Origin of the sequence: Bradyrhizobium hipponense, assembly GCF_008123965.1 — a bacterium.
Taxonomy (GTDB): Bacteria; Pseudomonadota; Alphaproteobacteria; order Rhizobiales; family Xanthobacteraceae; genus Bradyrhizobium; species Bradyrhizobium hipponense.
On the sequence record NZ_VSTH01000052.1, the window covers coordinates 1 to 26,752 of the forward strand.

Below are 26,752 nucleotides of genomic sequence, written 5' to 3' on the forward strand. Positions count from 1 at the left end.
ACAAGTTCAGGGTCTTCCTCTCCAGCCAAAAGCGAGGGGTTGCCCCCTCGGCGACGCTATCCTGGACCGCCTCGTTCATGCGGCCTCGCCGATCGACTTGTTCCTCGCCAGCTTGCGAATGGCTTTGGAAAGAGGGCGCATCTCACTTGTCGGTCAGCGGGCACCATCCGGCTTCTCGCGTACCTCCTACTGGCGCAGCGCGGCTCGCAATGCGCATTCGCAAGACGATCTTCTGACGGCACGAAGGTCGCGATGCGTGCCCGAAATCTGACGCCGACGCAACGCTTGTCAGGTTTCATACAGGGACCTACTGGGCGTGTGGATGTTTTTCAAATCTTTGTCATGTAGCTTAGCGCGCGTGGACAGCGTGGCAGGTGATTGCTATTCGGGTGACGCGACAAGGTCGCGCAACAGGTCACTTTGGAGACAATCATGGCGCTATGCATCGAGTCCGCGGCTCCTTCGCTCAAAGTCGAGAACTGGCTGCGTGGCGAGCGCCTCACGAAATTCGAGCCAGGGAAAGTGTACATCGTCGAATCTTGGGCAACTTGGTGCGACGCATGTGTGGAGGCGATGCCCCATCTGATAGAGCTGCAAGCAAAATACAAAGACGAGGGGCTTGAGGTCGTCGGAGTCGCAGCTTATGAAAAAGCACCAACGGCGGATGAGGCTCGCACCAAGTTGGACGCATGGTTGACCGAAAAGTTCTCAAATCTGAACTATCGAATCGGGTTCGACAGTACCGGCGCAATGAACAAGCTTTGGATGGATGCCAGTTCTTCTGTTAGGATTCCGACATCGTTCGTCGTCGACCGCGACGGCCACATTGCCTTTATCGGTGATCCGATCGACATCGACAACGTCTTGCCGAAAATTATCAACGGCACTTGGCGCGGCAGCGATGACGCTAAAGCCGCTGATGCGAAACGGATTGCGGAAGACCAACGCCTAGTGCGCGTATCCTCAATCCAGCGGACAATTCGATCGGCGATGGAAGCAAAGGATTGGCCGGCAGCGCTCTCAGCGGCCGAAGAGGGCATTGCCATGATGCCGGACGATCGACACTTCCGCGAGATTCAGGCGGGTCTGTTGCTTCAAATGCGCGACACGGCGACCGGGTTCCAGGTCTTGCGCCAACTGGTTCGAGATGCGATTGAGAAACGGTCAGACGCTGTGCGTGGGCTGATTGCCGTGATGGAGCAACTCTTTGATCCGGAGAACGATAAGGCCCACCTTCCGCGTGCCGAGCGCTTTGCGATCGGCAGGGAGGTGTCGGAACATATCCTCAATTCAGTGCAAGACAGCGGCGGCCCCACCTTTACTTCTTATAGAGTGGTCGCTCAGTATTACTACGAGAGTGGTGACAAGCAACGCGCGATCGAGCTGATCGAGCGGGCAATGACATGGCTAGACGATCCGGAAATCGTGCCGGAAGATACAAAACAGTATTATATGCCGCGGCTGCTCCAAACCTTGGCCACCTACAGGGGCGAGTAGGTTTGTTGCAGCGGGTCTTGTTCGATTTCGCAGGAAAAGTCTCCTGGAGCTCCCAAAGTGCAGCCGCAGGAGGAGACATGAAGAGAGATGTTAATCGGAAATGCACGATCGGGGCTATGTAAGCGCCTTCGAAGTGCTCGCGACCAGCAGAATCATTCAGGGCGATTGCAACACGCAAGTCAAAGGCCTAGCCCACAACGAGCGATGCGACGCCCTGCGTCTTTGCTGGGTGTCTAGTTAGTCGTTCGTGAAGAACCATCCAAGCGGTTGATCAAGAATCGATTTTCCGGGCCAGATTGGCTTTGAGATTGCAAGCTTTCTGGCTTTGACTGCCCAGAAGCTTGCAACATCGGCCAAGCACCAGCGCTACGCCCACGCCAAACAGTTCAAGCGCGCCAACCGGGCCTCGAAGAAACTCAAGACCTATCTCGGCCGCATCATCCGCGACATAGACCGCAAACTCGGCGGCAACGCCGACTTGCTCGGTGGGATCGTGTTGGAGCGCAGACAATAATCGACAGCGGCGCCAGGCCGTCGGTGTCGTCGATAAATTCGAGATCACGATGGCGCTTTGCGATCTGCACGGTCCGGCGCAAGAGGCCCTTCAGCTTCATTTGCTCGGGATAGGGCTCTACCGAGTCCTTCGCGATGGTGCTGGCGAGGGTCCATCCGAAGGCGGAGCGGATGCGGGCACGCAGCTTGGCGCGACGCTCGAACTTCGCGCGGTACCCCATGGGATTGGATGCCTTCCAGGACTTCAATGTCTTGTCGGGGACGAGTTCGCCACCGAGCGTACAGCCGGGGTTGGGGATGCTGGGGGGATGTCCAGGTGGAATTCGTTGGCATAGTTGAGCCGCCAGCAGCGGGGCATCTCCAGCAGCAGGGGGGCGTAGTGGCCGTTCGCCCGAAGACGGTCCCCAATGCGCGCCTTAAGCATCGCGGGCGGCGGTGTCGATATCCGGCACGTGCGCCACCAGATCGACGTCGTACTCGGCGATGCCAATCGGCTTGACCGTCGTGCCGATCGCCACGGAAGCCGGATGGCGATTTCGGCCAGCAGCGGGTCGTCGTACTGGGAGAGCCAGTCGCCGACGCCTTCATAGCGCTGCTGCGCGACCTCGCGCTGATAGGACGACGGCTCGAGATGCTGGCAGGCCTCCTCGATGAGGTCCGCCAGCTGCGATTGGCGCAGCTGCGCCCGTTCTGTTATGTAATTCATTGTTTCATCACCGGTTCGAATGGTTGCCCCCGGTTCCCATCGAAACCGGTCGCCTCTACACCTGCATGCCGGCCAGCTGCGCGTTTCGGACTCGATTTTTTTGTCCGAAAGAGATTTTTGGCCGGCATAGGATGCGTGAAGCTATGGACGACATCAGCGTGCCGCCTCCCGAAGTATCGGCCTCCGCGACCGAGCACCTCACATACGATAAGGTGGCGTCGGCGCTGGACGGGCTGACACCGCTCGACCTCGCTCGTCTGGACGCCGTCGAACGCCGTTACCTTGGTGGGACCGACTTCGCCGAGGGCGACCTATTGCAGGAGGCGATGTGTTCCGCGCTCTTCGAGGAGAAGCGCTGCCCGCGGATCACCAGGTTCATAGCCTTCCTGGTCCAGTCGATGCGGAACATCGCCGGCCACCGGCGCGATCGTCTGCAGCAGCAGGTTCCGATAGAGGACGTGACGACCGGCGAGCGCAAGTCGAAGTTCGAATTGAAAGCGTCGGGACCGAGCCCGGAGGACGCGGCGATCCGGGCGGAACAGGATCGGGGGGCATCGGAGGTCTGTGCGGCACTGAACGTGCACTACGGCGCCGACGAGGAGATGAGCATGGTGCTACTCGGCTGGGAGAATGACATGAGGGGCGAGACGCTGCGGGATTTTCTTGGCGTCGACCAGGCGCGCCTGGACTACGTGATCAAGAAAATCCGGCGCATCGCCCGTCGGGAGTATCCGAAGGGATGGCGGCGATGAGCAGAGATCCGACAGACCGCGAGAAATTGTCGAAGCTCGACCGGGCCATCGACGACAGCATACTGGAAGCCTCGGAAGCCGATCTGCGCGAAGACTTCAAGGAAGCGGGTGACGATTTCGAGAAGGCGGTGGCCCGCGCCGGCCGCGCTTTGGAGCAGGCGAAGGCGCGTGCCGCTCGGATGCGTTTCGAGCGGGCTCAGGATGAATCGAAGGCATACCGTGAGCAGGAGAACGTCAAGAGCTTCGACCTTGCGAAAGCGCGTCGTCGTTTCGATGGGATGCGATCCGGTGAGGTCGCTGATTCAATAATGGCCGCGCGCAAGGGTGGCAAACTTTCTGAGCGCGATGAGGAAAACCTGTTGAAGGATCTGGCGCAGCTCGAGGCGCTTGAAAACGAGGACAAGGAAGAATGGGAAGAATGACCCCGGCAGAGCGCCTGCTTGTCGGGCTCGGGATCGCGGAGCCCAAGGATATCGACCTCGATGCCATCGCATGGACGCAGGGCGCAGTGGTCAATTACAGGCCGATCGACAACTGCGAAGCCACGATCTTGGGATCGAAGAAGCGCGCCGTCATCTCGGTCAATAGCCTCAGCATGCGACAGCGTCGCCGCTTCTCCCTTGGACACGAGCTTGGGCATTGGCACTACGATCGCGGAAAGGTTCTCTTCTGCGGCGAGAACGACGTCTGCAATTTCAGGCATGACGCGCTCAGTCCGGAGCGGCGTGCCGACGACTTCGCCTCCGATCTGATTCTTCCTAATTTTATGGTTCTTCCGCGACTTCGGAAGATGAAGCGCCTCACTTTGGCGGCGTCCAGGGAGTTGGCCGATGAGTTCGACGTCGGTCTCACGGCCACGCTCGTGAAGATGATCGCGTTGAACCATTTCCCCATGGTCATTGTTTGCCACAACAGGCGGGATCGCGTCTGGTACAAGACGTCACCGATGATCGCGGAATGGTGGCGGCCCGTCAGGGCACTGGACGATCAGACGTTCGCCGCCGACATGCTGCTCCGAGGCGCCGACGAACAAAACTTCCCCCGAAAGAATCCGGCCGATGCCTGGTTCGATTTCAAGGGATGCGATCGGTACGAGGTAGAAGAGCAGTCGTTCCTTCTGCCGGACGACGAGATCCTCACGGTGCTCACGCTGCCACGGCAGGCGATCGCGTAGATTTTGGCCTGAGTCACCACGCCGCAACAACGATCTGAAGCGGAGGCTGGTGGATCTGGACGCGCAGCAAAACACAGCCGCTCAGGCTCGCGAGCCGGCTGTTTTCAAGGATGGTCGCAGGTTACAATGGTCTCGCAGGCCAACTGGCAGAAACGCGACCGTGTCGGATGAAATGGAAGAAAACAAGATAGAGACGGCCTATCACGAAGCGGGACATGCGGTTATGGGCTGCTTGCTTGAACGTCTTCCGATTTCGGTGTCGATCGTGGCGGACGTCAAGGGCGCCGTGGGCAAGTCGGAATTTGAGCAGGATGCCCCTCCGGGCGGTTTTCGCCATTTCGATGAGTCCGAGCGAAAGAAGAAATATATTCGGACGCTTGTTTTGATCGAGGTCGCGGGCACGATCGCGCACGACATCGAATTTCCGGGGCGCGCTCATGATCAGGGCGATGCTCATGACGACTACACGACCATTGGGCAAAGGAACTCGTCAGGGAAGGCGTCCACTTCGAAGATGACAGGGATGGCTACTTGGCTTCCGCAAGACAAGACGCGGAGGGGGTGCTCCCACTGGGAGACTCACTCTAAGCAACGAAAGAGAGTGCAATTCGTGGCGATCTGAAGATGTCGAAACCAGGCCTAAATCTGCCCACGAGCGGGTATGCGATCATCGTCGACGGTCTTGTGAAAACCGAGTTCGCCACGACGGACGGCGTGGAGATCGGGGCCAAGGATTTGAAGCGTCGATTTCCCATACTGCAAGTCGAGATTTTCGATGCGGCTGTGCAGGCCGCCCGGGATGTGAATGCACCGTAGGGTTACGGGTGTGGCGACCGGACGCTCAGGCTCGATCGGCCTGCATCCAGTTTGCTAAGATGGTTCATGGCAAAGACCGAATCAGAGCGCGCGATCCGAGCTTTGGCAACGACGTGGTATGACACGCTTGCCGAAGAGAGGCGTGAGCATCCGAGCTTCTCCGAATTCAAAACGTGGCTTTTGAACAACCACTACTCGCACTACTTGCATTTCCGTTCTCGCATGGGAGCCGACTACGATGCCGAGATGTGGTTCGACGATGAACTTGGCCAGAATTGGCGGAGGTAAGGCTTGGGCCAGGAGACACATCGCCCCGAATGGGGAAACATTTCACAAATCGTATCTGCGCTCTGTGCCTTGGCGTTGGCTATCCTGGCCATCTACGGGTTCTTCTTTTCAAAGACCTCGCAGGCATTCGTGAGCTACCTCCAATCGGAGTTGGCATTGCGCAATATCCGCATGTCGAATCCGTGCTGCCACACGGCGCGACAACAACCGTCCGATGCAGCAAAACGCCTGTCGCGATCTCCGGCAAAGCGCGCCTGATCTCAACTCTTCCCCGATGCACACATCTCGCAGCTCTGCCCCACGTGCCGAGCCGGCAGACCGGGCCTTGCGATCTCCAACAATCCCCATAGCTGCAAAACCACGCATACCCGCCCGCGCCTTCGTTCAATCCGGCTTCAATGAGGTCGCGTAACTGCGCATGCCGCGCCGGCGCGTGAGCGCGACCTCACAGAACCCTCCAGATTCCTTGCAAACTTGATCTGTGATTCACTCGCCTTTGGGTGTTTTTGGCGGGGGACCAGATGCGGCCACCGGAACGGCGGGAGACGGGAGAGCAGGATCTGTTCCGCTCTCGGCTCGATCAGATCATCGACCTGAAGCATCCGCTGGTGGCGCTGGGGCGCACGGTGGATTGGGAGTTCCTGGAGCGGGAGTTTGGGGCGGTCTACACCGATGATCCGGGCCGCCCACCACTGCCGACGCGATTGATGGCGGGGCTTTCGATCCTCAAGCACACCTACGACCTCTCCGACGAGGTGCTGTGCGAGCGGTGGGTCGAGAACCCCTATTACCAATACTTCTGCGGCGAGGAGTTCTTCCAGCACCGGCTGGTGATCGATCGCTCGTCGCTGACGCGCTGCCGCAACCGGATGGGCGAGGCGCGGCTGCAAGCGTTGCTGCAGGAGAGCCTGTCGGTTGCCACCAGGACCAAGGCACTCAAGCCATCCGAGCTATCACGGGTAATTGTCGACACCACGGAGGCCCAAGAACGTGACGTTCCCCAATGATGCCAAGCTTCTGAACCGGGCGCGAGAAGGTGGTGCGGCTGGAACGGGGCTGCGCCAATCTTATGCGAGGGTGGGCAAGTTCGCCCTGATCCAGCATCAGCGCTATGCCCACGCCAAGCAGTTTAAGCGCGCCAACCGGGCGCTCAAGACGCTACGGACCTATCTCGGCCGCGTCATCCGCGACATCGGCCGCAAGATCGAGGGCAACAGCGGGCTCGAAGCGACGTTCACCACGTTGCTGATGCTGGCACGCCGCGTGCGCGAGCAGCAGCAACGTCAACGCGGGCCGAAGGTCTATTCCCTGCACGCGCCGGAAGTCGAATGCATCGGCAAGGGCAAGGCCCATCGGCCTTACAAGTTTGGCGTGTAAGTCTCCGTTGCATCCAAGATAAGCCGCGCGAAGGGCGGCCAGTTCGTCACCCACGTGAAGGTGCTGCCCGGCAACCCCTATGACGGTCACACGCTGGCCACCGTGATTCCGGACATGGAGGCGCTGGTCGGCAGCACCATCGCGCGCATCCTCGCCGACAAGGGGTATCGCGGCCACAATGCGCCGCCCGATTACAAGTTCAGGGTCTTCCTCTCCAGCCAGAAGCGAGGGGTAACGCCCGCGATCAAGCGCGAACTCCGCCGCAGGTCCGCCGTCGAGCCCGTCATCGGCGATCTCAAAGCCGAGCACCGCATGGGCCGCAACTATCTCTGGTCCCGTCGGGGCGATGCCAACAACGCCGTCCTCGCCGCCGTCGGCTACAACTTCCGCCGCCTCATCCGCTGGCTCAGGCTTTTGTTGTGGCAACTCCTCAGCGCTCTCCTCGCGGAGTCGGCGGTCAATCCAGCCCGAAATTAGGGTTCTTCACGGACGACGAAGAAAGGGTTGGACGCAGACCCGGCGCCCGGCATCGTTGAGCGAATGGCCTCGATCACGTGCGGATCGAAACTGCGTCATGTTCGCCGCTCGAACCCAGCGCCGCTTCGAGAGAGCCGGACGCATATAGGCGTCGGAAAACGGGCCGGCTCAAGAAATTTCCGCAGACTAAACGGAAATTTCAGTCTGGGGCCGCCGCGGGTCGATCCTGAAAAAGATTGTTTATTCAGGAGGTTAGCTGGCGCGCCCGGAAGGATTCGACGGTCCGACCTTCAGGTTCGTAGTTTGGCGCTGAACGAAGCTGGTGGCGAGGGATGTGACCTCACGATTAGGTTGCTTGTGATCAGCGTAACCCGGGATCGCACTCGATCTTATGGTTGGAAACAGCCGGTAGTTCACGCACCGGACGCACTGATCTCGAAGTGGCATATCGAGCCCGGCGCGGCGGTACTCGATCTGGGGTGCGGATCCGGTGAACTGTCATTATGGATAGGTGGTAAGATGGATAGGTGGTAAGGTCAGGGCCCAAGTGGGGGGCGACTCGAAGCCGTTGAGACGGGTTGCCGACGACGCTGGTCCAAGCACGAGAAGCTCAACTCGTTCTGGAGAGCTCGCGGGAGCGCCTGGGCGCCTGTCACGAGCGTCGCCGCCTATTGATTATCGAGCTGCAGAGCTGGGTGCGCGAGGAGCGTGCCAAGCTCTCCAGGAACAACCACACGGCCAGCGCGAACAGTGCAAGCGGGGGGACTCGGCAAAGCCGGACTCGGGGCTATGCCGCCCCGAGCTATTTGAAAAGTTAATTGGGCGTCGCCGACTTCGCGGCCGATGGCGCGCTGGTCTACTCGGCTGCTGCTCGTGGAGAGCGGCCGACAATGACGGTGAGGAGCCCCTGGCCCCACAGGCGCTTGGCGGCCGCTTTGGCATCGTCCAGCGTCACCGCATCGACGATGGCGTTGCGCTTCTCGATATAGTCGATCGGCAGCTTGTCCTGCTGATATTGCAGCAGCGCCTGCGCAAGCTTGGAGGAGGTGTCGAGCGCCAGCATCTGGGAGCCCTTGAAGTAGGACTTGGCCTCATCGAGCTCCTTCTGGGTCGGACCCTCCTCGGCAATGCGGCACACCTCCTTCTCGATCACATCCATGGTGTCGCCGGCGCGGTCGGCGCGCGTGCCGGTGTTGCCGATGAAGACCGCCGAGTGCTCCATCCAGAGCAACGACTCGGATACCGAGTAGGCAAGCCCGCGCTTCTCGCGGACCTCGCGATAGAGTCGCGAGGACAATCCGCCGCCGCCCAGGATGTGATTGACGACATAGGCCGCCATGAAGTTCGGATCGCTGCGCTTGACGCCAGGGCCACCGAAGGTGATCACCGTTTGCGGCACGTCGAGCGGCACGAAGGCGAGCTGCGGCGGCTTGGCGGCATCGATGTCGGGGATCGCGACGAGATTGCCCTTGGCGGGCAGGGCGCCGAACGTGTGGTCGAGCAGCTTGCCGAGCGTGGCCGGATCCACGTCGCCGACCACCGCGACCTTCAGCCCATCCTTGGTTAGAACGCGGCCGACATAATCCTTCATATCGGCGACCGTGATGGTCGGCACGCTGTCGAGCTTGCCGTTGGTCTGCCGGCCATAGGGATGATCGCCGAAGGCGATCTCCAGGAATTTCCGGCTCGCGAGCGAGGTCGGGTTGGTGGTGTCACGGCGCAGGCCCGACATGACCTGCGAGCGGATGCGCTCGACGTCGGCGGTGTCGAAATGCGGCGAGGTCAACGCCATCCGCAACAGGTCGAAGGCTTCGTCCTTGTTGTCGCGCAGCATGCGCAGGCTGCCGTGGAAGGTGTCGGGGCCGGCACTGAACCTGAGCTCGATGGCGCGGCGGTCCAGGCGTTCGTGGAAGGTTTTGGAGTCGAGATCGCCGGAGCCCTCGTCGAGCAGGTCGCCAACGAGATTGGCTACGCCGGGCTTGTCATGGAGATCCTGCGCCGAGCCGCCGGCGAAGGAATATTCCATCGCGATCAACGGCACGGTCGCGTCCTGGACGAACCAGGCCTCGATGCCGCCCGGCGAGATCAGGTGCTGGATCTTTGCGGCCGCTTGTGACGGCGAAATCGTAGCCAGCGCGAGCACCGCGCCGGTTGCAACGGACAATGCAGCGCGCCGCGCGCGAAGGAAGGGATGGGTCACGAACGCTTCTCCTCGCGCTTGGCGGTGGTGGTGTCCTTGACCAGATATCCCGTCACAGAACGCTTCTTCTCGAGCCATTTCTGTGCAACGGCGCGAATCTGTTCGGCGGTGACCGCGCGGATGCGGTCGGGCCAACTTCGGATGTCTTCGATCGAGAGGCCTGTGCTGAGCGCGCCGCCGTACAAGCGTGCCAGCGCCGCATGGTTGTCCTGGGCGTAGATCGCTTCCGCGATCAGCTGGGTCTTGACCCGCTCCAGATCGTCGGCGCGGATCGGGTTCTGCACTACGTCCGCGATGACACCGTCGATCACCTGCTCGACCTCTGCGAAGCTGACGCCGGATTTCGGCGCGGCCGAGATCGCGAACTGGGTCGGATCGAGCGAGATGCTTGAATAGCTGGCGTTGGCGGAGACCGCGAGCGGCTTGTCGACGACGAGGGCGCGGTAGAGATAGGAATTGCTGCCGCTGCCCATCAACTGCGCCAGCACGTCGAGGGCGGAGCTCTCGCCGGCTGCGGCGGTCGCGGCCGAGGGCACCAGATAGTAGCGCCGCACGCTGGGTTGCTCGACGCGCGGATCCGACAGCGTGACGGTGCGCGGTGCGGCCGGCTCCGGCTCCTGCGGGCGGGCGCGCCGCGCCGGGATCGCCGGCTGGGCAGCGATCGGCCCGAAATTGCGCTCGACCAGCGGACGGATTTCGGCGGCCTCGACGTCGCCGGCGATGACCAGGATGGCGTTGTTGGGCGCGTAGAAGCGGCGGTACAAGGCGAGCGCATCCTCGCGATCGAGCTTCTCGATCTCCTGGTGCCAGCCGATCACGGGCCGTCCGTAGGGATGGTTGAGATAGAGCGCGGCCATGATCTGCTCGTTCAGCCGCGCGTCGGGATTGTTGGCGACGCGCATGTTGTACTCTTCGAGTACGACGTCGCGTTCGGGCAGCACGTTCTCGTCCTTGAGGATCAGGCCGGTCATGCGGTCGGCCTCGAACTCCATCATGGTCGGCAGCTGCTCGCGCGGCACGCGCTGGTAGTAGTTGGTGTAGTCGACCGAGGTGGAGGCGTTCTCGTTGCCGCCGACGCGGAGCACGGTCTGGGAGAACTCGCCCACCGGGTGCTTCTCCGTGCCCATGAACATCAGGTGCTCGAGAAAATGGGCGAGCCCCGACTTGCCCGGTGTCTCATCGGCCGAGCCGACGTTGTACGAGATCATCTCCGTCACCACCGGCGTGCGGTGGTCGGGGATCACCACGACTTGCAGACCGTTCTGAAGCATGAAGCTCGCTGGTCGTTCCCAGGTGGGTGTGATCTGGGAAAGAACGCTCCTGTTCACGGCAGCGCACGGGGAGCTCGGATCTGGGCTATTTTCCGTTTTGGACTCGACCGCCGGCGCGGTACGCGTCATCAAGGCCAAGGCAAAAATGGCCGTGCCTAGCACCTTGATTGTCAGGGACCTGGAATTCTTCATGTCATGGCCTTTGGTCAGTAGAGATCCACGTTCTGCAGCGGACATCGCGACAAAGCAGGTGAGCCGCACGCCGTTGGCAAGCACCGGAGCAAATGTCGGGCCAATCGCCTGACACCTCTGCGCACGGGCCGCTGCGCGGCCAACTGCACGCAAGCGAACCGCGAACGCGTGCCTTCTCTCCGAAAGCCAACCCGCACTTTGTTTGGTATCCGCTAACATGTTGCGAACACGACATCGCACACGAACGCGGACGACAACTCGCCGCCTCGCCGTTGCCCCATTTTTCTGAGCATCCCTACACGACTGGTTTCCGAAGGGCTTGAACGGCTCGTCGCAGGGAGCCGCACCAACTGCCGAATGCATGCGGGGACGACGCATTGCCGAATTGCGCAGAGAAGAACGGCAGCATTGCCGCGACCACCAAAGGATCTGCACGGGTCGTCGCGTTGTTGTCCAGGTAGATCGGCCGCACGGGCTCTCCCCTCTGCACTTAACGTCCTACTTTGGAGCCGGGGAGCGGGACTCGGCCGCACTCATCGAGCACGGCGCGGATAATCCGCTCGCGATCGAAGGCTCAACAGTCAAAGACTGGTTCGTTGGCTCATCCTTCAGGCCCATGTTCGATGTTCTTCCATTGCGGACTCGTCCGAACGCGGCTCACCTGCACGATTTGCCGCAGGAGCAGCTCGATTTGGCATTTGGGTTATCGAAGCGAAATCCTGATCCTTCGAGCGAGACCACGAAATCGATCGTGGTGCCGCTCAGATGCGCTCGGCTCGCGTTGTCGACGAAGACTTTAACCCCGCCTTGTTCGAACACGGTCTCCTCGGAGCTCGGCTCATGAGCAAGATCCATCTTGTATGTGAACCCTTGACAGCCGCCACCTTCGACCGTGATCCGCAAACCGCTTGCGGCCTGCGTCGTCGAGGCGATTGCAGCCTTCAGTACGCTTATAGCGCTATCCGTTAGGTTGATCATCTCTGGCTCGCTCTCAAGTCTTGTCGCAAGGCACGATTCGCAAATCCCATGCCAGTCGAGATACAGCTGAACACAGTTGGTTTTGCGGGCGCCGACCAGTCGATTTGCGACCTGTCGGGTTTGCGACAGGCGGTTTTCCAGCGTCCCGACGTCATCCGGCCGAGACCTCATGACGGTGCCAGCACGTATCCATGCACATAGCGCCAAGCCGCCGCTTACGCCGCAGAGATAGCGGGACGGCAAACAACTTGCATGAGTGTAGCGGACGTCGCATTGCGCGACGCATGCACACCAGGCATTGATGAGGAGCCCTCCATGACGTCGATCGACAACACCGCTCTTGGCCCGTTGGACAAGGAGGGGCGGTTACTGAATGCGGTGCTTAAGAGTGAAACAACGAAGTCGGGGCGATTTGGATTCCGGGGCGACATCGCGCTGAAGTTCCAAGCCCAGCTCGCCGACGAAAAACGACCGCCGGACTATTCCATCGAACAAGTTCTTGCGATTGCGCAGGAAGGCGAACCGACCATCCCAGTCCTTGCCGGATATTTGCATTCCCTGGCGTATCTACCCGAGGCCGCAAAGGTGCTGGATGGCAGGCTGAGCCCCAAAGGCAGCTATTTCATCTTCTGCAACAACATTGATCTGCTCGCGAAGTACCGGATCAAGATAGGCGACATCACCTTCCGCATTCTGCCTTGCGACGAATCAACTGTGTGGAAGGAGATGATGGACCTCGCCGGCGTCGACAAGAATGACATCAAGACGCTCGGTACGGCCGGTAGGCTCGACTACTTGCTCGACGCGGCCAAGGACATCGATGGATCATACACCGAGATCTCATACGAGGACGGCTTGGCCAAAATGGAGCCGGTGAAGAACAGAGGCGAAAACCGCCCCGTCTGAGGCATCGCCTCAGACCCCCCTCGCCAGCTCGACGAGTCTGCCGCAGAGAGAGTCACTGCACCCAGAGTGAGTCGCTGTACCGCTTCGCCTGGGACTGGCTCTGACAAACCCTCGTGATGGACTTCTCGGCGTACGTTTGGGAGATCACACGGCCGCTCTGCTAATCGTGTGTTGGCCATGAGTACTGTCGTCAATTACACCGAGGGGGCGGCTGGCCGCGAGGGTCCGGCTGACTGCGTCCATCGGGATCCGAACATTCCAAATGATGATCGGCTCATGATCGCGGTCATATTTCAGAGGGCTGATCGACGGTGTATGGATCAGCTTTGGCGTTGTGCTCCAGGCCTTTGCCGGCCTGAGCGGCGCTGAGATGTCGCGCGAGGAGCGATCACTATGCTGATGTTCGAGGAAAGACCGCCGGCGATCGGCACGCTCAGCGGCTGGGCGAGCTCCGTGCTGCGGAAAGCCGGCGCCATCCTCGAGTGCGAGGAGCACGGCTGGACGCAGGACCGCGCCGACCCGCATGCGCGCCAGGAGGCGAAGCTGTCGCTGAACTGGTGGAGGTGCTGGACTCGATCGGAGATACCTGCCCGAGTGCCCGCCGCTATAATCAACAGCACGCGCTAGAGGTCGAGCAGGCGGGTGGATTTCTCCTTCAGCCTCGGCTTCGGCCATCCGCGGCGTCCTTAAGGATTGCTCACGAAGGTTGCTGTTTCGATGCGGAGCAGATCGAGCGAGGCAAACGGGATCAAGGCTAGCAAGCACCAGAAGAAATAGAAAGATGCGACCGCTTCATAGGGCGCTATCGAGCCGACCGTGTCGGATGACAGCTTGGCCGCAGCGCGCTTCATCCTGTAAGCAGTGAAGTCGATGATTGTTGCCGAGGTCTCTGTCATCTGATTCGTCCACTCACTCTTGAAAGCGTCACGCCTAGGTCCATGATCGCAGCAGAACTATTCTGCCGGCGTCCATCTTTGCGAGAGCACGGCCGCAGCTACAGCTAGTCGGGTACCACGCATCAAGCTGTTCGCAAGAAGCGAAGCCATTTGTGGTCGGCCTCGCGCCGCGCGTTGAAGCGGTTGACGCATTTCCTAGAACAAAGCGCCGTTTTCCAGCAGTAGCAGCGGATAAGCCCTAATCTTCCACCGCATACCGCGCAGAACCTCGCTGACCCGTGGTCGGAAGCATGATAGTCATTGCGCATTCTCGCCTTCCTGTCGGCGTTACCTGGAATCTCCCCATGCATCTCCCATTTCCGCGACACGGCGCACGCACTTCAACTGCGGGTCGCCAATTGCGATGCTTGCGGCATGTACGGACCACCGGCGCCAGAGTGTGACTCTGGTGTGCGCCTCCCTGGCAAGCGGCGCGCGCTATTCCAAGCGCCTTCGTCGGGATTGCCTACAGTAAGCGACAATTGATCTTGATTGATGCAATCAGCAGCGCAGTGACGATCAAATCATGCGTCTTTTTGTCGATCTTCGATGGACTTCAACTGACTAGGCGACGGCGAGCGTATAGCAGCCCTCACCTGCCGTCGTGCAACCCTCACTGTCATTGCGCTCCAGGGGCCCCGATCCCGTACCTTCCTCAGAACGACGCGTGGGGACGTCAAAACGATCTCGCGTGATCACCCGGCAGGAACGTCTCAGCCGGCCCTACCTCGTCAGGATCTGCTTCGGGTTGCGCTGGCGGACGCGTGTGGAAGCGCTATTAGCGCTATATCTGCCCATCTTCGGGCGCGTGCGGTGTTCGGTACGTCAGTGGTACTATCTCAGGCTCCCGAGCTCGGCGTCCGCGTTAGCAGCCATTTCGCGCAGCGCGCGCCGGTACTCGACCGGCATCACCTTGCGGAATTTGGGCAGCCAATCCTTCCAATTGGCAAGGATGTCGGCGGCGCGCTTGGAGTCGGTCGCCTTGGCGTGGCGCGTGATCAGGACGTGCAGCCGCTCGACGTCGGAATCGAGCAGGTTGTTGAACACGTCGACCCCGCCATGCGCCTCGAGGTCACCGGCGTGATGATAGGTACCGGCGTTGATCAGCTCTTCGGACAGCACCGGCTCGAGATCGACCATCAGGAGGTTGCACAATCTGTCGAAATCGCCGGTCTCGTCCAGCACATAGGCGATGCCGCCGGACATACCGGCTGCGAAGTTGCGCCCGGTCTTGCCGAGCACGACCACGATGCCGCCGGTCATGTATTCGCAGCAATGATCGCCCGCGCCCTCGACCACGGCGACCGCGCCGGAGTTGCGCACGGCAAACCGTTCGCCGGCGACGCCGCGGAAGTAGCACTCGCCCTGGATCGCGCCGTACATCACGGTGTTGCCGACGATGATGCTCTCTTCCGGCACGATGCCGCTGTTCTTCGGCGGCTTGACGATGATCTTGCCGCCCGAAAGGCCCTTGCCGACATAGTCGTTGGCTTCGCCCTCGAGCTCGAAGGTGACGCCTTGCGCCAGCCACGCGCCGAACGCCTGGCCCGCGGTGCCCTTCAGGCTGACATGGATGGTGTCATGCGGCAGCCCGGCATGGCCATAGATTTTGGCGACCGCGCCCGACAGCATCGCGCCGGCGGAGCGGTTGGTGCTGTTGATCCCGGCCTCGATCTTCACCGGCGCGCCGCGGTCGAGCGCGGGCTGCGCCTTCTCGATCAGCGAGCGGTCGAGCACCGCTTCCAGATGATGGTTCTGGCGCTCCGAATGGTAGATCTTCTGGCCCTTCTCTTCCTTCTGGCGGACGAAGAGCTTGGAGAAGTCGAGGCCCTTGGCCTTCCAGTGCGCCACCAGCTTGGTTTGGTCGAGCAGCTGGGTCTGGCCCACCATCTCGTTGAAGGTGCGGAAGCCGAGGCTCGCCATGATCTCGCGGACTTCCTCCGCGACGAAGAAGAAATAGTTGATGACGTGCTCGGGCTGGCCGGTGAAGCGCTTGCGCAGAACCGGATCCTGCGTCGCGACGCCGACCGGGCAGGTGTTGAGGTGGCACTTGCGCATCATGATGCAGCCGGCCGCGATCAGCGGCGCGGTGGCGAAACCGAACTCGTCTGCGCCCAGTAGCGCGCCGATCACGACGTCGCGCCCGGTGCGGAAGCCGCCGTCGACCTGGACCACGATGCGGCTGCGCAGCCGCTCGCGCACCAGCGTCTGGTGGGTTTCGGCCAGCCCAATCTCCCAAGGGCTGCCGGCATGCTTGATCGAAGTCAGCGGCGAAGCGCCGGTGCCGCCCTCGAAGCCCGCAATGGTGACATGGTCCGCATGCGCCTTGGCAACGCCGGCCGCGACCATGCCAACGCCGATCTCGGAGACGAGCTTGACCGAAACCGCGCCGTCCGGGTTGACGTTCTTGAGGTCGTAGATGAGCTGCGCCAGATCCTCGATCGAGTAGATGTCGTGGTGCGGCGGCGGCGAGATCAGGCCGACGCCCGGCGTCGAGTGCCGGACTTTTGCGATGGTGGCGTCGACCTTGTGGCCGGGCAGCTGGCCGCCTTCGCCGGGTTTGGCACCCTGCGCCACCTTGATCTGCATCATGTCGGAGTTGACGAGATACTCCGTGGTGACGCCGAAGCGGCCCGAGGCGACCTGCTTGATCGCCGAACGCATGCTGTCGCCATTCGGCAGCGGCTTGAAGCGATCGACTTCCTCGCCGCCTTCGCCGGTGTTCGACTTGCTGCCGATCCGGTTCATGGCGATCGCAAACGTGGTGTGCGCCTCGCGCGAGATCGAGCCGAAGCTCATCGCGCCCGTGGCGAACCGCTTGACGAGGTCCTTGGCCGGCTCGACCTGGTCGAGGGCTACAGGCTTGCGCTTCTCTTCCTCGGCGCTCTTGACCCGGAACAGGCCGCGCAGCGTCAACAGGCGTTCCGACTGCTCGTTGAGGATCTTGGCGAAGTCGTGATAGTCTTTCAGCGAATTGCCTCGCGCGGCGTTCTGAAGCAGCCTCACCGACTTGGCGGTCCAGGCATGGTCCTCGCCGCGGCTGCGATAGGCGTATTCGCCGCCGACATCGAGCGCGGTCCTGTAGACCCGCGCCTCGCCGAACGCGTCGGCATGACGGCGCACGGCCTCTTCCGCGATCTCGGCAAGGCCCACGCCCTCGACGCGGGTATGCGTGCCGGCGAAGAATTTTCCGACGAAGTCGGCCTTGAGGCCGACGGCGTCAAAGATCTGTGCGCCGCAATAGGATTGGTAGGTCGAGATGCCCATCTTGGACATCACCTTGAGCAGGCCCTTGCCGATCGACTTGATGTAGCGCTTGACGATCTCGTAATCGTCGAGCGAGCCGGGCAGGCGGTCCTTCATCGCGATGATGGTCTCGAACGCGAGATAGGGATTGATCGCTTCGGCGCCGTAGCCGGCGAGGCAGGCGAAATGATGCACTTCGCGCGGCTCGCCGGATTCGACGACGAGGCCGACCGAGGTGCGCAAGCCGGTGCGGATCAAATGGTGATGCACGGCGGCGCAGGCGAGCAGCGACGGGATCGGGACGCGGTCGGTATCGACCATGCGGTCGGACAAGATGATGATGTTGACGCCTTCGCGCACGGCGCTTTCGGCGCGCGCGCAGAGCTCATCCAGCACCTGGTCCATGCCGGCCGCGCCGAGACCGGCGTGGAAGGTGGTGTCGAGCGCGCGCGACTTGAAGTGGGTTTCGGCCACGTCGGAGATGGAGCTGATCTTTTCGAGATCCGCGTCGGTCAGGATCGGCTGACGCACTTCAAGACGCTTGGTGGTGGCCATCCCCTGGAGGTCGAACAGGTTCGGCCGCGGTCCGATGATCGAGACCAGGCTCATCACGAGCTCCTCGCGGATCGGGTCGATCGGCGGATTGGTGACCTGGGCGAAGTTCTGCTTGAAGTAGGTGAACAGCGGCTTGGCCTTGGCCGACAGCGCCGAGATCGGCGTGTCGTTGCCCATCGAGCCGACCGCTTCCTCGCCAATCGAGGCCATCGGCGTCATCAGGATGGTGATGTCTTCCTGGCTGTAGCCGAACGCCTGCTGGCGATCGAGCAGCGACAGGTTGGAGCGAACGCCGGTGGTCGCAACCTTCGGCAGCTCCTCCAGCACGATCTGGGTCCGCTCCAGCCACTCCTCGTAGGGATGACTCCGGGCGAGCTCGGCCTTGATCTCGTCGTCGGGAATCAGGCGGCCCTGTTCGAGGTCGACCAGCAGCATCTTGCCGGGCTGGAGCCGCCACTTGGTGATGATCTGGTCCTCGGGGATGGTCAGCACGCCCATCTCGGACGCCATCACGATGCGGTCGTCCTTGGTGACGAGATAGCGCGCCGGCCGCAGGCCGTTGCGGTCGAGCGTGGCGCCGATCTGACGGCCGTCGGTGAAAGCGATCGCGGCGGGGCCGTCCCACGGCTCCATCAGCGCGGCATGATATTCGTAGAAGGCGCGGCGCGTCTCATCCATCAAGGGATTGCCGGCCCACGCCTCCGGAATCATCATCATGACGGCGTGCGGCAGCGAGTAGCCGCCCTGCACCAGAAATTCGAGCGCGTTGTCGAAGCAGGCGGTGTCCGACTGTCCTTCGTACGAGATCGGCCAAAGCCTGTTGATGTCCTTGCCGTAGAGGTCCGAGCTCACGGAGGCCTGGCGCGCCGCCATCCAGTTGACGTTGCCGCGCAGCGTGTTGATCTCGCCGTTATGCGCGATCATGCGGTAGGGATGCGCTAGCGACCAGGTCGGCAAGGTGTTGGTCGAGAAGCGCTGATGCACCAGCGCCAGCGCGCTCTCGAAATCCTTCTCGTGCAGATCGGGATAGTACTTGCCGAGCTGGTCGGCGAGGAACATGCCCTTGTAGATCACGGTGCGACAGGACATCGAGCAGGGGTAGTAACCGGCACGTCCGCGGTCGCGGCGCTGGTAGATCGCCTGCGAGATCGACTTGCGCAGGATGTAGAGCCGGCGCTCGAACTCGTCCTCGGTCCTGGCGGTGCCGTTGCGGCCGATGAACACCTGCATGCAGGCGGGTTCGGTCGGCTTCACGGTGACGCCCAGTGAGGAATTGTCGGTCGGCACGTCGCGCCAGCCGAGCAGGGTCAGGCCTTCTTCCTTGATCTGGTCGGCGATGATGCTCTTGATGACGTTGCGCCAGGCGGTGTCGCGCGGCATGAACAGCGCGCCGATGGCGTATTCGCCGGGGTCGGGCAGCGCGAAGCCGAGCTCTTTGGCCTTGCGGGCGAAGAAGGCGTGCGGGATCTGCACCAGGATGCCGGCGCCGTCGCCGGCGCGCGGGTCGGCACCGACTGCGCCGCGATGCTCGAGGTTGCAGAGGATGCTCAGCGCGTCCGAGACGATCTCGTGAGACTTCTTGCCCTTGATGTTGGCGATGAAGCCGACGCCGCAGGAATCCTTTTCCAGGCTCGGATCGTAAAGGCCTTCAGCCGGCGGACGCGAACTGTGTTCCTGAATCGGATCGGTCGTTTTCGAGGCGACCGTCGCCGACAGCTCTTCTGCCACGATGTTTGCGCGCTCGAATTGCGACCCGTTCATGTCCTCGTCCTCTCCATGCGGCAAGCTGCCTCACCGCTATCTTCGGCGCACCTTGGGCGTTCCGCGGCACCCGCTTCTGGGTCACCGCTCGTCCGCTAGCGAGCCGCATTTTCTTAAATTCAGGCCAAGAATTCAGGCCAAGGCGCTCTTCGTCCCCGAGAACGGCTTTGCCTCCTCATCCTCGTACTTGGCCAAGGCCTCAAGCAACAGCCGCAGGTAGTGCGCCTTCTGTTCAGCCCCCATGGGCCGCGGGCCGTCCAGCGACTTCACCGCCGACTCAATTAACTCGACCGCACGATCGTTGTCGCCGCTTTCGAAATAATACTGAGCGACCGCCACATAAGACAGAAACTTGGGGCCGGCCCGGCCTTCTGGAGAGTTCAGCGCGAGGATGTGTTCGGCCAAGTCCTTGCCAATCGCAAAGCGATCAGAATGCGGGACATCAGAGTTCTTCTCCGCTGGATTAGAGAGTTGGCGGATCGCTTGCACCTTCCACAACTCGAATTGTTTTTCGATCGCATCGCGAGCCAATTGACGCATAACGGGTAATCCCGTCTGCATGTCATGGACTTTGTGCAGGGCTAGATCCTCATGAACTAGGTGAACGTCGATGTCGTCCGGCATCACTGCGACGCCCTCTTTAGCGGCCGAAAGCGCCGTCGACGAATCCTGCGCCTTCAGCGCCGGTCCAAGTTTGCCCCAGAATGCTTGCATCCGGGCTTTCTCGCGCATTTTAGATTCTGCTTCAGCGATTCGCTCCGCATCCGCTGCTTTGGCTTCATCGCTGGTGCGCCAGGTGCCATTTACGATTTTTGTAAACACGTCATACAGTTGCATAGGGTGACCGATAAAGGCGACGTGACCGTCACGGTCGATGACGAATGAGGTGGGGATAGTGGTAGAAAAACTGGGCGCCATCCAAGACTTCTTCATTTTTCCCGCGTAATCGAACGCTATCCGAAAGTTCAGCTTGGAGCCTTTCTTGGTCAACCACGCGTCCAAGTTTGTTCGCGCCTCCTCGGCCGTTGAGCCTCGCTCGGAAGCTGCAACTGCAATGACCTCAACTGCGCTATCGTTGTAATTCTCTTGCAGCTGCGCGAGATGGGGCATCTCCGCCACACATCCGCCGCACCAAGTTGCCCAAAACTCGACTATATACAGCGTACCCAGCTTAAAGTTGGTGAGGGGCTCGCCACGTACCCAGCTTTCCACCCTGATCGGAGGAGCTGGCGACTCCATACGAAGAATCATGTTGTTCTCCAAAGCTGCCCAAACCTTGTCGCGATTGTTTGCGCAAGCTCGTTTGTCTCTAAGAAACGCGGCACGAGTTCAATGAACGAGAGAGCACGTCTGCATGCACTCCGCCTGACACCGTGCTCAATCTCAGCAGCAATGGCCGTGCCAACGCCAGCAACGAACATCACGCACCTGATTCGGTCTAAGATTGCCTCGGCGGCTCAACACGACGTGCGTTTGTAGCTGGCGGTCTCGTTCGATGTCAGACATCGGACGCGGGTCGTGCGCTTCGGGCCGCGGGGTTTGTGGCCCGCCCATCACGACGATCGCTCCTGGCGTTTTGATGATCGCTGCCGCAACCGCCGGCGCGCGGCACCGGCAAATAGCTGTTAGTATGAGCCTCGCTCGCTTTGTCCGTCTGATTGCGCTCCTCCTACTCGGTGTTCCTGCTTCCTAAAGAAAGCGCGGCCGCGGCTGCTGGAAGATAATCCTGTCGCCGAATTGAGCGCCTGCGGAACGTACAAAAGGCAATTCGAACTTTAAATCGCGAGCTTTTGTGAGGATACATTCTAAAGGGCAGACAAGAAGCAGACAAGACGCAGTCCAGTCACGGTCCTGGAAGATCACGCGCAGTACCGGGCTGAGATACAGCACGCAAGTGAGGTGATAGAGTTGGTGAAGAGAAACGGTCGTTATCAAAGTCCCGGCGAGACACTAACTCCACCATGCGTTGGTTCAAGCGCGCAGGATCTCGAATCGGTCGTGCGGGAGTTCTGGACGTCGGTCAGATCGCCCTCGCTCTGGTCGATATCGTACGAATGTCATTTGGCAATTGCGTCAGCTGGCTGACGCCTCCCCGTCCTACCAGCCAATCTTGCTCTTCAGAAATTCAAAGCCGAGCACCTCGAAGCCGGCGCGCTCCTTGTTGTCCTTGCCGTAGCCGTGGCCGCCGGCGGCCGGCTCGTAGAACCAGGCTTCGTAACCCATCGCCTGCAGCTTTGCCGCCATCTTGCGCGCGTGGCCGGGATGGACGCGGTCGTCGCGCCGCGTGGTGGCGATCAGGATCGGCGGATAGGGCTGGCCGGGTTTTGCGTTGTGATAGGCGGAGTAGGTCTTCAGCCAGTCCCATTCCTCCGGCTTGTCGGGATCGCCGTATTCCGCGATCCAGCTCGCGCCGGCGAGCAGCTTGGTGTAGCGGCGCATGTCGATCAGCGGGATGGTGCAGAACAGCGCGCCAAAACGCTCCGGGTAGCGCACCAGCATGTTGGTGATCAGGATGCCTCCATTTGATCCGCCTTCGGCTGCAATGCGCTTTGCTTTCGTGACGCCACGGCGCACGAGGTCGGCGGCAACGGCTGCAAAATCGTCGTGCGACAGTTTTTTGCCGGCGAGCCGGCCGGCATCGTGCCAGCGCGTGCCGAACTCGCCGCCGCCGCGCAAATTCGCCTGCACCGAGGTACCGCCGCGTTCCAGCCATAGCTTGCCGAGCGATGGATCGTAGTAAGGCTTGACCGAATGGCCGAAGCCGCCATAGGCGCTCATATAGACCGGCGCATCGCCGGTCTCGCCGGCGGGGCCGGTCTGGACATAGGGAATGCGCTCGCCGTCGATCGAGATCGCCTCGTGCTGCGTCACGACAAGGCCATCGGCGGTGAACGTCTTCGGCGCCTGCTTCAACACGGTCGGGCTTTCGACGCCGCGCTCGATCAATAGCAGCGAGGGCGGCGTCAGGGGACCCTGCACATTGGCAAGCAAATCGCCATTGCTCTCGGATGCATGACGATCGAGCGGCCAGACGTCGACGACGCCGATGTCGGGGAGGCCGCCGAGTGTCTCGCGGCTCCAGCCTGTGGCTGACGGCGTGCAAATCTCGAATCGCGGCCTGAGCTCGTCGAGGATCGAGAGCACGAGCTTCCCAGCGGTCCAGAAGAAGCCTTGTAACGCGGTCCGCGGTCCCGGCTCGAACAGCAGCGTGAAGTCGCGGCTGCCGGCCATGAACGCCGGGAGCGAAATGCCGAGCACGGCGTCAGCGGCATAGGTTCGTCCTTCGCTCGACCAGGCCTCGCGCAGCTTGATCGCGAACCAGTCGCTATGCGCCTGCAGCCAGATGCCGGTCGGCAGGTCGAGCTTTTTCGTGGTGCCGGCTTCATCGCGCAGCCAGATGGCGTAGTGGAAGAAGTCGATCTGGTCGGTGATCCAGGTGCGCGGCCTAGCTCCGGTGTCGTCGGCGCTGCCATAGACCATCATACGATCGGCCGTGGTCTCGAAGATCACTTGCGCCTGATCGACAGGCTGGCCGCGCCGCCACAACCGAACGGTCCTCGCATATCCGGAGCTCGTGACCATGCCCTCGCCATAAGCGCTGGACAGCAGCAGCGTATCCGGATCGAGCCAATCGACGCCACCCTTGGCTTCCGGCAGTGCGAAGCCGTCCGCGACGAAGCTCCTCGTGTCGACGTCGAATTCCCGCAGGGTGACGGCGTCGCTGCCGCCGCGCGACAGGCTCAAGATGACTCGCGAACTTCCCGGCCGCGAGCTGATAGAACTCAGCAGCCAGTCTTCACGTTCGCTCGCCGCAAGCCGGTCGATGTCCAGCACGGTCTCCCACGCCGGCCGCGGTTTCCGAAACTCCGCGAGCGAGGTTTGCCGCCACAGGCCGCGCGGGTTCGTGGCATCCTTCCAGAGATTGTGCAGATGCTCGCCGCGCCGGCTGACATAGGGGATCTTGTCGGGCCGATCGTAGATCGCGGCGAGCGTATCGCGGTCGCGTTCGAACGCCGCTCCGCCAAACACCCGTACCGTTCTGCTATTCTGCCGCTCGACGAAGTTCAACGCCCGTCCGCCTTCGATCTTTTCCAACCATAGATAGGGATCATCATCTGGAGTCGAGGCCGTTGGCCTTTCAATCCGCGACTTCAACGGCACACCTTTTTTGACCATGATTCACTCCAAGCTTAGCATTGACGCGCACTTTCGACAGGGTTCAAGGCTTCGCGCCGTACATGTCGTCGGCTCGATGCCGGATCTCCCGAGCTACCTTTGTCTCTGGCAAACCACCCCTGTTCATAGCGAGAGAAAAGTCGGTTCAAGCAGCTGGCGCGTGGGTCTGACAGTTTGTCGGGCAGACCCGGGCGCAGGCGCTGCAGCCGATGCAGGCCCCCTCGTCCTTCATCACCATGATCTTCTTTTCGACCTCATCGTCGTCCTCATCGAGATCGATCATCTCGCCGTCCTCGCTCAGACCCTTCAGCGTCATGACCTCGCGGCCGCAGACCTTGTAGCAGCGGCCGCAGCCGATGCACTTGTTTGGATCGATCCAAACCAGGTAATCCGGCCTCCAATCGCGGCCGTCGCGGGTCCTGAATGACATGGCTTGAGGTCCGTTATGCTTTGTGTAGCGCCTGGAGATCCTGGCGCTTGCTTTCGAGCTCGCTGAAGGCGTCGTGGGCCTTCTGCGCCACGCTCAGGATCGCGGTCCAGTTGACAGGCAACTCCTCGGAGAGGTCGTGGAGGTCCATCTTGGCCTGGGTCGCTTTGGCCGACAGCTTCTTTATTTCCGCTTTCAGGCTTTCAACATCGCTCATACTTGCCTCAATAATTCGCCACTTCCGGGAACTCGCGGATCATCTCAACACCACTGTTGACGATTTTGTCGCCTTGGTCCGCAAGATGACAGAGATCGTTGAAACCAAAGCGATGCACGTCCCGTAGCTGCTTGCTCACGACAACGAGCCGGCCCCCGATCAGCACGATCCGGCCGAACCCTTCATGATGCATCTTCAGCATTGGCGAGATCATCACACCCGTCGCCTTCTCGATCGAAAGCGCAATGGCGTCAAAGAACAACTGCAGCCGCCATGTCGTGGCGGGGTCGGGATTGCCGACGATCGGCAGCGCACGGCGCTTGCGCTTGTCGAGAATGTAGGGTTCTAGCAGGTCGAGGTCCTTCTTGCCCTCCCAGGCGCCGTGGGTGTCCTGGGCGCGCCAGATCTTGATGAGCTCTTTGAGAAATGGCCGCTCCGCCGCGGCGGCGGCTGGAGTGATTTCACACCGATCGGGCATCCTCTTTCCTTCAGGCTTCGAAATCCACCGTACGTTCCGGGCTTTTGGTGAGCAGCTTCCGCAGCCAGGGCGGCGGCGACCCCTTCAGCACGGTTTCGAGTTTGACGCAAAGGTCGTCGATGGGCTCTGGTTGCAGCACCTTCATCGGATGGATGTTGCTCGCGACGACTCGCGCAGCACCCGAGCCGCCGATCGCCGCAACATAGAGGATTGCGCAGTCCCTGATCGCCTCGATCTTCGGCGCCAGCTTATCCTCATTGCCGTCTTCCGTGAGGTCACCGCCGAACTGAACTGCCTCAATAAACCGATGCCCGTCCGGGCCGACCTCGTAGATCGCGATGTTCTTGGCCCAGCCAAAGTGCGCATCGACGTGCTTCAAGTCCTGAGTGGCGAATGCAACTTTCATCCGTGTTTTCTCTCTCCCTGCTCAATGCAACTGGGGCGGATGGACCTGCAGGTCACCGCAGGTGATGGCCAGGTGTCGGGCGTCGGCCCATGGTTGGTTTCGCGGTCGGTGATGATCAGATTGGCGATATCAAAGATCAGATCGCGCGTGCCGCGATAGCCAACGGTCGTGAGGTGCGCAGCGCCAAGGCGATCGAACATCGGAAAGCCCACCCGGAGGAACGGAACATTGAGTCGCGAAGCGGCCTGCCGACCATGTGAATGCGACATCAAGAGGTCGCAGTCACGTGACCTTGCAAGCTCTTCAAGATCCTCCAGATCGCCGATCAGGATGTCCTCGGTCCTGACCCGCTGGAGCACCGGTGAGTTCGTCGTCGTCACCGCAGCCGTTACCTGCGCCCCCATCTCGTGGAGGAAGCTGGAGAGATCGAATAACAAGTCCGGCTCGGCGCCGATCGCGAGCTTGCGGCCGCCGATATGGAAATGGGCATCCAGCATGGCGTCTGCCAGCTGTCCACGCTGCCGGCGATATTTCGAAGGCACCGACCGGCCGCTGATCTCGCTCAGAAACGCGATGAATTCGTCATTTGGAATAAGGCCGCAGAGCCGCTCGAACAGACGGAACGGCGTGCCTGTCCGCGCCCGCATGATCTCGGCCGCACGGCGCATTTGCGCGCCGATCGCGATCGTCCAGGCCGCCTGCCCCATGGTCGCGATCTCGTCCAATCCAATGCCGCCGATCGTGGTCGGCGTGAATTCGTCGGGGATGTGGCCATCAAGCGAACCGGCAACGTCCGGCAGGAAGGAGGGCTTGAGCCCAAAATCCTCAAAGATCGTGCGAAGCTCGTCGAGATCGCCGGGCGTGAGGTGGCAGCCAGGTAGCACGTTGACGCGGGAGCCATCGCGCGGTCTCGCTGCGTCGACGGGAGCCACGAGCACCTCGATCATCCGCGCCACTGTCTTGCCCCAGCCATCCTGAAAGGCATCCTTGAAATCCGGCGTCGAGACGTAGACAAGGGGAAGCTTTTCGAGCTGCGGATGCTTCTGCCGGATCAACCGGATGAAGGCCTCGACGTCATCGCCGTTGGTCTCGGTGACGCCAGTCGAATTGATACCAATGATCTCGGGCTCGACGCGATTGTAGATGTTGAGGATCGCCTGTTCGAGATTCTCGTGACCGCCGAGCACGGTGGCAACCTCGCTCATGGCGGTCGTCTGCATCGGCACGGCTTCGTTGAAATGGCGCACGAACAGCGTCAGCCCGAAGGAGGCGCAACCTTGCGGGCCGTGCAAAAGCGGCATCGCGCCGCGCAGGCCCATGAAGGCAAATGAGCCGCCGATCGGCTGGCTCATCTTGAGCGGATTGACCGAACAGGCTTTCTTCGAGGCAGTGACGATCGCCATG

At 61.3% G+C, this 26,752-nt stretch carries 24 protein-coding genes and 3 pseudogenes; 13 read left to right on the forward strand and 14 right to left on the reverse strand.

Annotation, left to right across the window (positions count from 1 at the left end):
- The first annotated feature begins 432 nt into the window (after positions 1-432).
- Positions 433-1,497, forward strand: a complete 1,065-nt coding sequence (locus tag FXV83_RS16795) for a TlpA disulfide reductase family protein (protein ID WP_235939721.1) — start codon at positions 433-435, stop codon at positions 1,495-1,497.
- Between the two features lie 325 nt (positions 1,498-1,822).
- On the forward strand, positions 1,823-2,011 hold the full coding sequence (locus FXV83_RS42775; RefSeq protein ID WP_187435958.1) for a hypothetical protein: 189 nt from the start codon (positions 1,823-1,825) through the stop codon (positions 2,009-2,011).
- Positions 2,012-2,254: 243 nt separating this feature from the next.
- Here FXV83_RS42775 and FXV83_RS42780 read toward each other — a convergent pair whose 3' ends face one another.
- A complete protein-coding gene (locus FXV83_RS42780; protein WP_187435959.1) occupies positions 2,255-2,716 on the reverse strand; it encodes a hypothetical protein in 462 nt (153 codons plus the stop codon).
- A 143-nt stretch (positions 2,717-2,859) separates the two neighbouring features.
- On the opposite strand from FXV83_RS42780, the gene FXV83_RS16805 reads away from it, so the two are divergent.
- The 8 genes and pseudogenes from FXV83_RS16805 to FXV83_RS16840 all read left to right on the forward strand — a co-directional run bounded on the left by FXV83_RS16805 (position 2,860) and on the right by FXV83_RS16840 (position 7,600).
- Entirely contained in the window at positions 2,860-3,468 is a 609-nt protein-coding gene (locus FXV83_RS16805) for a hypothetical protein (RefSeq protein WP_148740524.1), read from the forward strand.
- Positions 3,456-3,890: a hypothetical protein gene (locus FXV83_RS16810; protein WP_148740525.1), complete on the forward strand. Its 435-nt coding sequence runs from the start codon at positions 3,456-3,458 to the stop codon at positions 3,888-3,890. Before FXV83_RS16805 ends, FXV83_RS16810 begins: the two co-directional genes overlap by 13 nt.
- Positions 3,878-4,642: an ImmA/IrrE family metallo-endopeptidase gene (locus FXV83_RS16815; RefSeq protein ID WP_148740526.1), complete on the forward strand. Its 765-nt coding sequence runs from the start codon at positions 3,878-3,880 to the stop codon at positions 4,640-4,642. Before FXV83_RS16810 ends, FXV83_RS16815 begins: the two co-directional genes overlap by 13 nt.
- A 49-nt stretch (positions 4,643-4,691) precedes the next feature.
- Positions 4,692-5,264, forward strand: coding sequence for a hypothetical protein (locus tag FXV83_RS16820; protein ID WP_148740527.1), 573 nt, complete (start codon positions 4,692-4,694; stop codon positions 5,262-5,264).
- A gap of 2 nt (positions 5,265-5,266) precedes the next feature.
- Positions 5,267-5,458, forward strand: coding sequence for a hypothetical protein (locus FXV83_RS16825; RefSeq protein ID WP_148740528.1), 192 nt, complete (start codon positions 5,267-5,269; stop codon positions 5,456-5,458).
- A 66-nt stretch (positions 5,459-5,524) separates the two neighbouring features.
- Positions 5,525-5,746, forward strand: coding sequence for a hypothetical protein (locus FXV83_RS16830; protein ID WP_148740529.1), 222 nt, complete (start codon positions 5,525-5,527; stop codon positions 5,744-5,746).
- A gap of 3 nt (positions 5,747-5,749) precedes the next feature.
- A complete protein-coding gene (locus FXV83_RS16835) occupies positions 5,750-6,004 on the forward strand; it encodes a hypothetical protein (protein WP_148740530.1) in 255 nt (84 codons plus the stop codon).
- A gap of 263 nt (positions 6,005-6,267) precedes the next feature.
- Positions 6,268-7,600, forward strand: a pseudogene (locus FXV83_RS16840) (IS5 family transposase).
- An 856-nt stretch (positions 7,601-8,456) separates the two neighbouring features.
- On the opposite strand, the gene FXV83_RS16850 reads toward FXV83_RS16840, so the two are convergent.
- Positions 8,457-9,800, reverse strand: coding sequence for a M16 family metallopeptidase (locus FXV83_RS16850; RefSeq protein ID WP_187435960.1), 1,344 nt, complete (start codon positions 9,798-9,800; stop codon positions 8,457-8,459).
- A complete protein-coding gene (locus tag FXV83_RS16855; RefSeq protein ID WP_148740533.1) occupies positions 9,797-11,071 on the reverse strand; it encodes a M16 family metallopeptidase in 1,275 nt (424 codons plus the stop codon). Before FXV83_RS16855 ends, FXV83_RS16850 begins: the two co-directional genes overlap by 4 nt.
- On the opposite strand from FXV83_RS16855, the gene FXV83_RS16860 reads away from it, so the two are divergent.
- Positions 11,070-11,375 (forward strand): hypothetical protein, encoded by a 306-nt coding sequence (locus tag FXV83_RS16860; protein ID WP_148740534.1) that lies wholly within the window; start codon positions 11,070-11,072, stop codon positions 11,373-11,375. The two genes, FXV83_RS16855 and FXV83_RS16860, sit on opposite strands and share 2 nt — an antisense overlap.
- A gap of 198 nt (positions 11,376-11,573) precedes the next feature.
- Here the strand turns inward: FXV83_RS16860 and FXV83_RS44075 are convergent.
- Positions 11,574-11,735, reverse strand: a pseudogene (locus FXV83_RS44075) (cysteine desulfurase NifS); the annotation flags it as partial.
- Positions 11,736-11,920: 185 nt separating this feature from the next.
- Positions 11,921-12,241, reverse strand: coding sequence for a HesB/IscA family protein (locus FXV83_RS16870; RefSeq protein WP_148740565.1), 321 nt, complete (start codon positions 12,239-12,241; stop codon positions 11,921-11,923).
- 315 nt (positions 12,242-12,556) lie between these two features.
- Between FXV83_RS16870 and FXV83_RS16875 the strand changes: the two genes are divergently transcribed.
- Complete coding sequence (locus tag FXV83_RS16875) at positions 12,557-13,147, forward strand: hypothetical protein (protein ID WP_148740535.1); 591 nt, start codon at positions 12,557-12,559, stop codon at positions 13,145-13,147.
- Positions 13,148-13,540: 393 nt separating this feature from the next.
- Positions 13,541-13,740, forward strand: a pseudogene (locus FXV83_RS16880) (hypothetical protein); the annotation flags it as partial.
- Positions 13,741-13,833: 93 nt separating this feature from the next.
- On the opposite strand, the gene FXV83_RS42785 reads toward FXV83_RS16880, so the two are convergent.
- The 9 genes from FXV83_RS42785 to nifN form a co-directional block, all read right to left on the reverse strand.
- Complete coding sequence (locus FXV83_RS42785) at positions 13,834-14,043, reverse strand: hypothetical protein (protein ID WP_187435963.1); 210 nt, start codon at positions 14,041-14,043, stop codon at positions 13,834-13,836.
- A gap of 873 nt (positions 14,044-14,916) precedes the next feature.
- Positions 14,917-19,644 (reverse strand): glutamate synthase large subunit, encoded by a 4,728-nt coding sequence (gltB, locus tag FXV83_RS16890; protein ID WP_148740537.1) that lies wholly within the window; start codon positions 19,642-19,644, stop codon positions 14,917-14,919.
- Positions 19,645-19,776: 132 nt separating this feature from the next.
- Positions 19,777-20,895 (reverse strand): TlpA disulfide reductase family protein, encoded by a 1,119-nt coding sequence (locus tag FXV83_RS16900; RefSeq protein WP_148740538.1) that lies wholly within the window; start codon positions 20,893-20,895, stop codon positions 19,777-19,779.
- Between the two features lie 846 nt (positions 20,896-21,741).
- The gene (locus FXV83_RS16905; protein WP_148740539.1) at positions 21,742-23,820 is read right to left on the reverse strand and encodes a prolyl oligopeptidase family serine peptidase; all 2,079 of its coding nucleotides are present in this window, start codon (positions 23,818-23,820) and stop codon (positions 21,742-21,744) included.
- 145 nt (positions 23,821-23,965) lie between these two features.
- Positions 23,966-24,250, reverse strand: coding sequence for a ferredoxin III, nif-specific (gene fdxB / locus FXV83_RS16910; protein ID WP_148740540.1), 285 nt, complete (start codon positions 24,248-24,250; stop codon positions 23,966-23,968).
- A 13-nt stretch (positions 24,251-24,263) separates the two neighbouring features.
- On the reverse strand, positions 24,264-24,464 hold the full coding sequence (locus FXV83_RS16915; RefSeq protein ID WP_148740541.1) for a CCE_0567 family metalloprotein: 201 nt from the start codon (positions 24,462-24,464) through the stop codon (positions 24,264-24,266).
- Positions 24,465-24,471: 7 nt separating this feature from the next.
- Positions 24,472-24,942 (reverse strand): NifX-associated nitrogen fixation protein, encoded by a 471-nt coding sequence (locus FXV83_RS16920; RefSeq protein ID WP_148740542.1) that lies wholly within the window; start codon positions 24,940-24,942, stop codon positions 24,472-24,474.
- A gap of 10 nt (positions 24,943-24,952) precedes the next feature.
- Entirely contained in the window at positions 24,953-25,348 is a 396-nt protein-coding gene (gene nifX / locus FXV83_RS16925; protein WP_148740543.1) for a nitrogen fixation protein NifX, read from the reverse strand.
- The gene (gene nifN, locus FXV83_RS16930) at positions 25,345-26,751 is read right to left on the reverse strand and encodes a nitrogenase iron-molybdenum cofactor biosynthesis protein NifN (RefSeq protein ID WP_148740544.1); all 1,407 of its coding nucleotides are present in this window, start codon (positions 26,749-26,751) and stop codon (positions 25,345-25,347) included. The genes nifX and nifN overlap by 4 nt, the downstream gene beginning before the upstream one ends.
- Position 26,752: the final 1 nt, after the last annotated feature.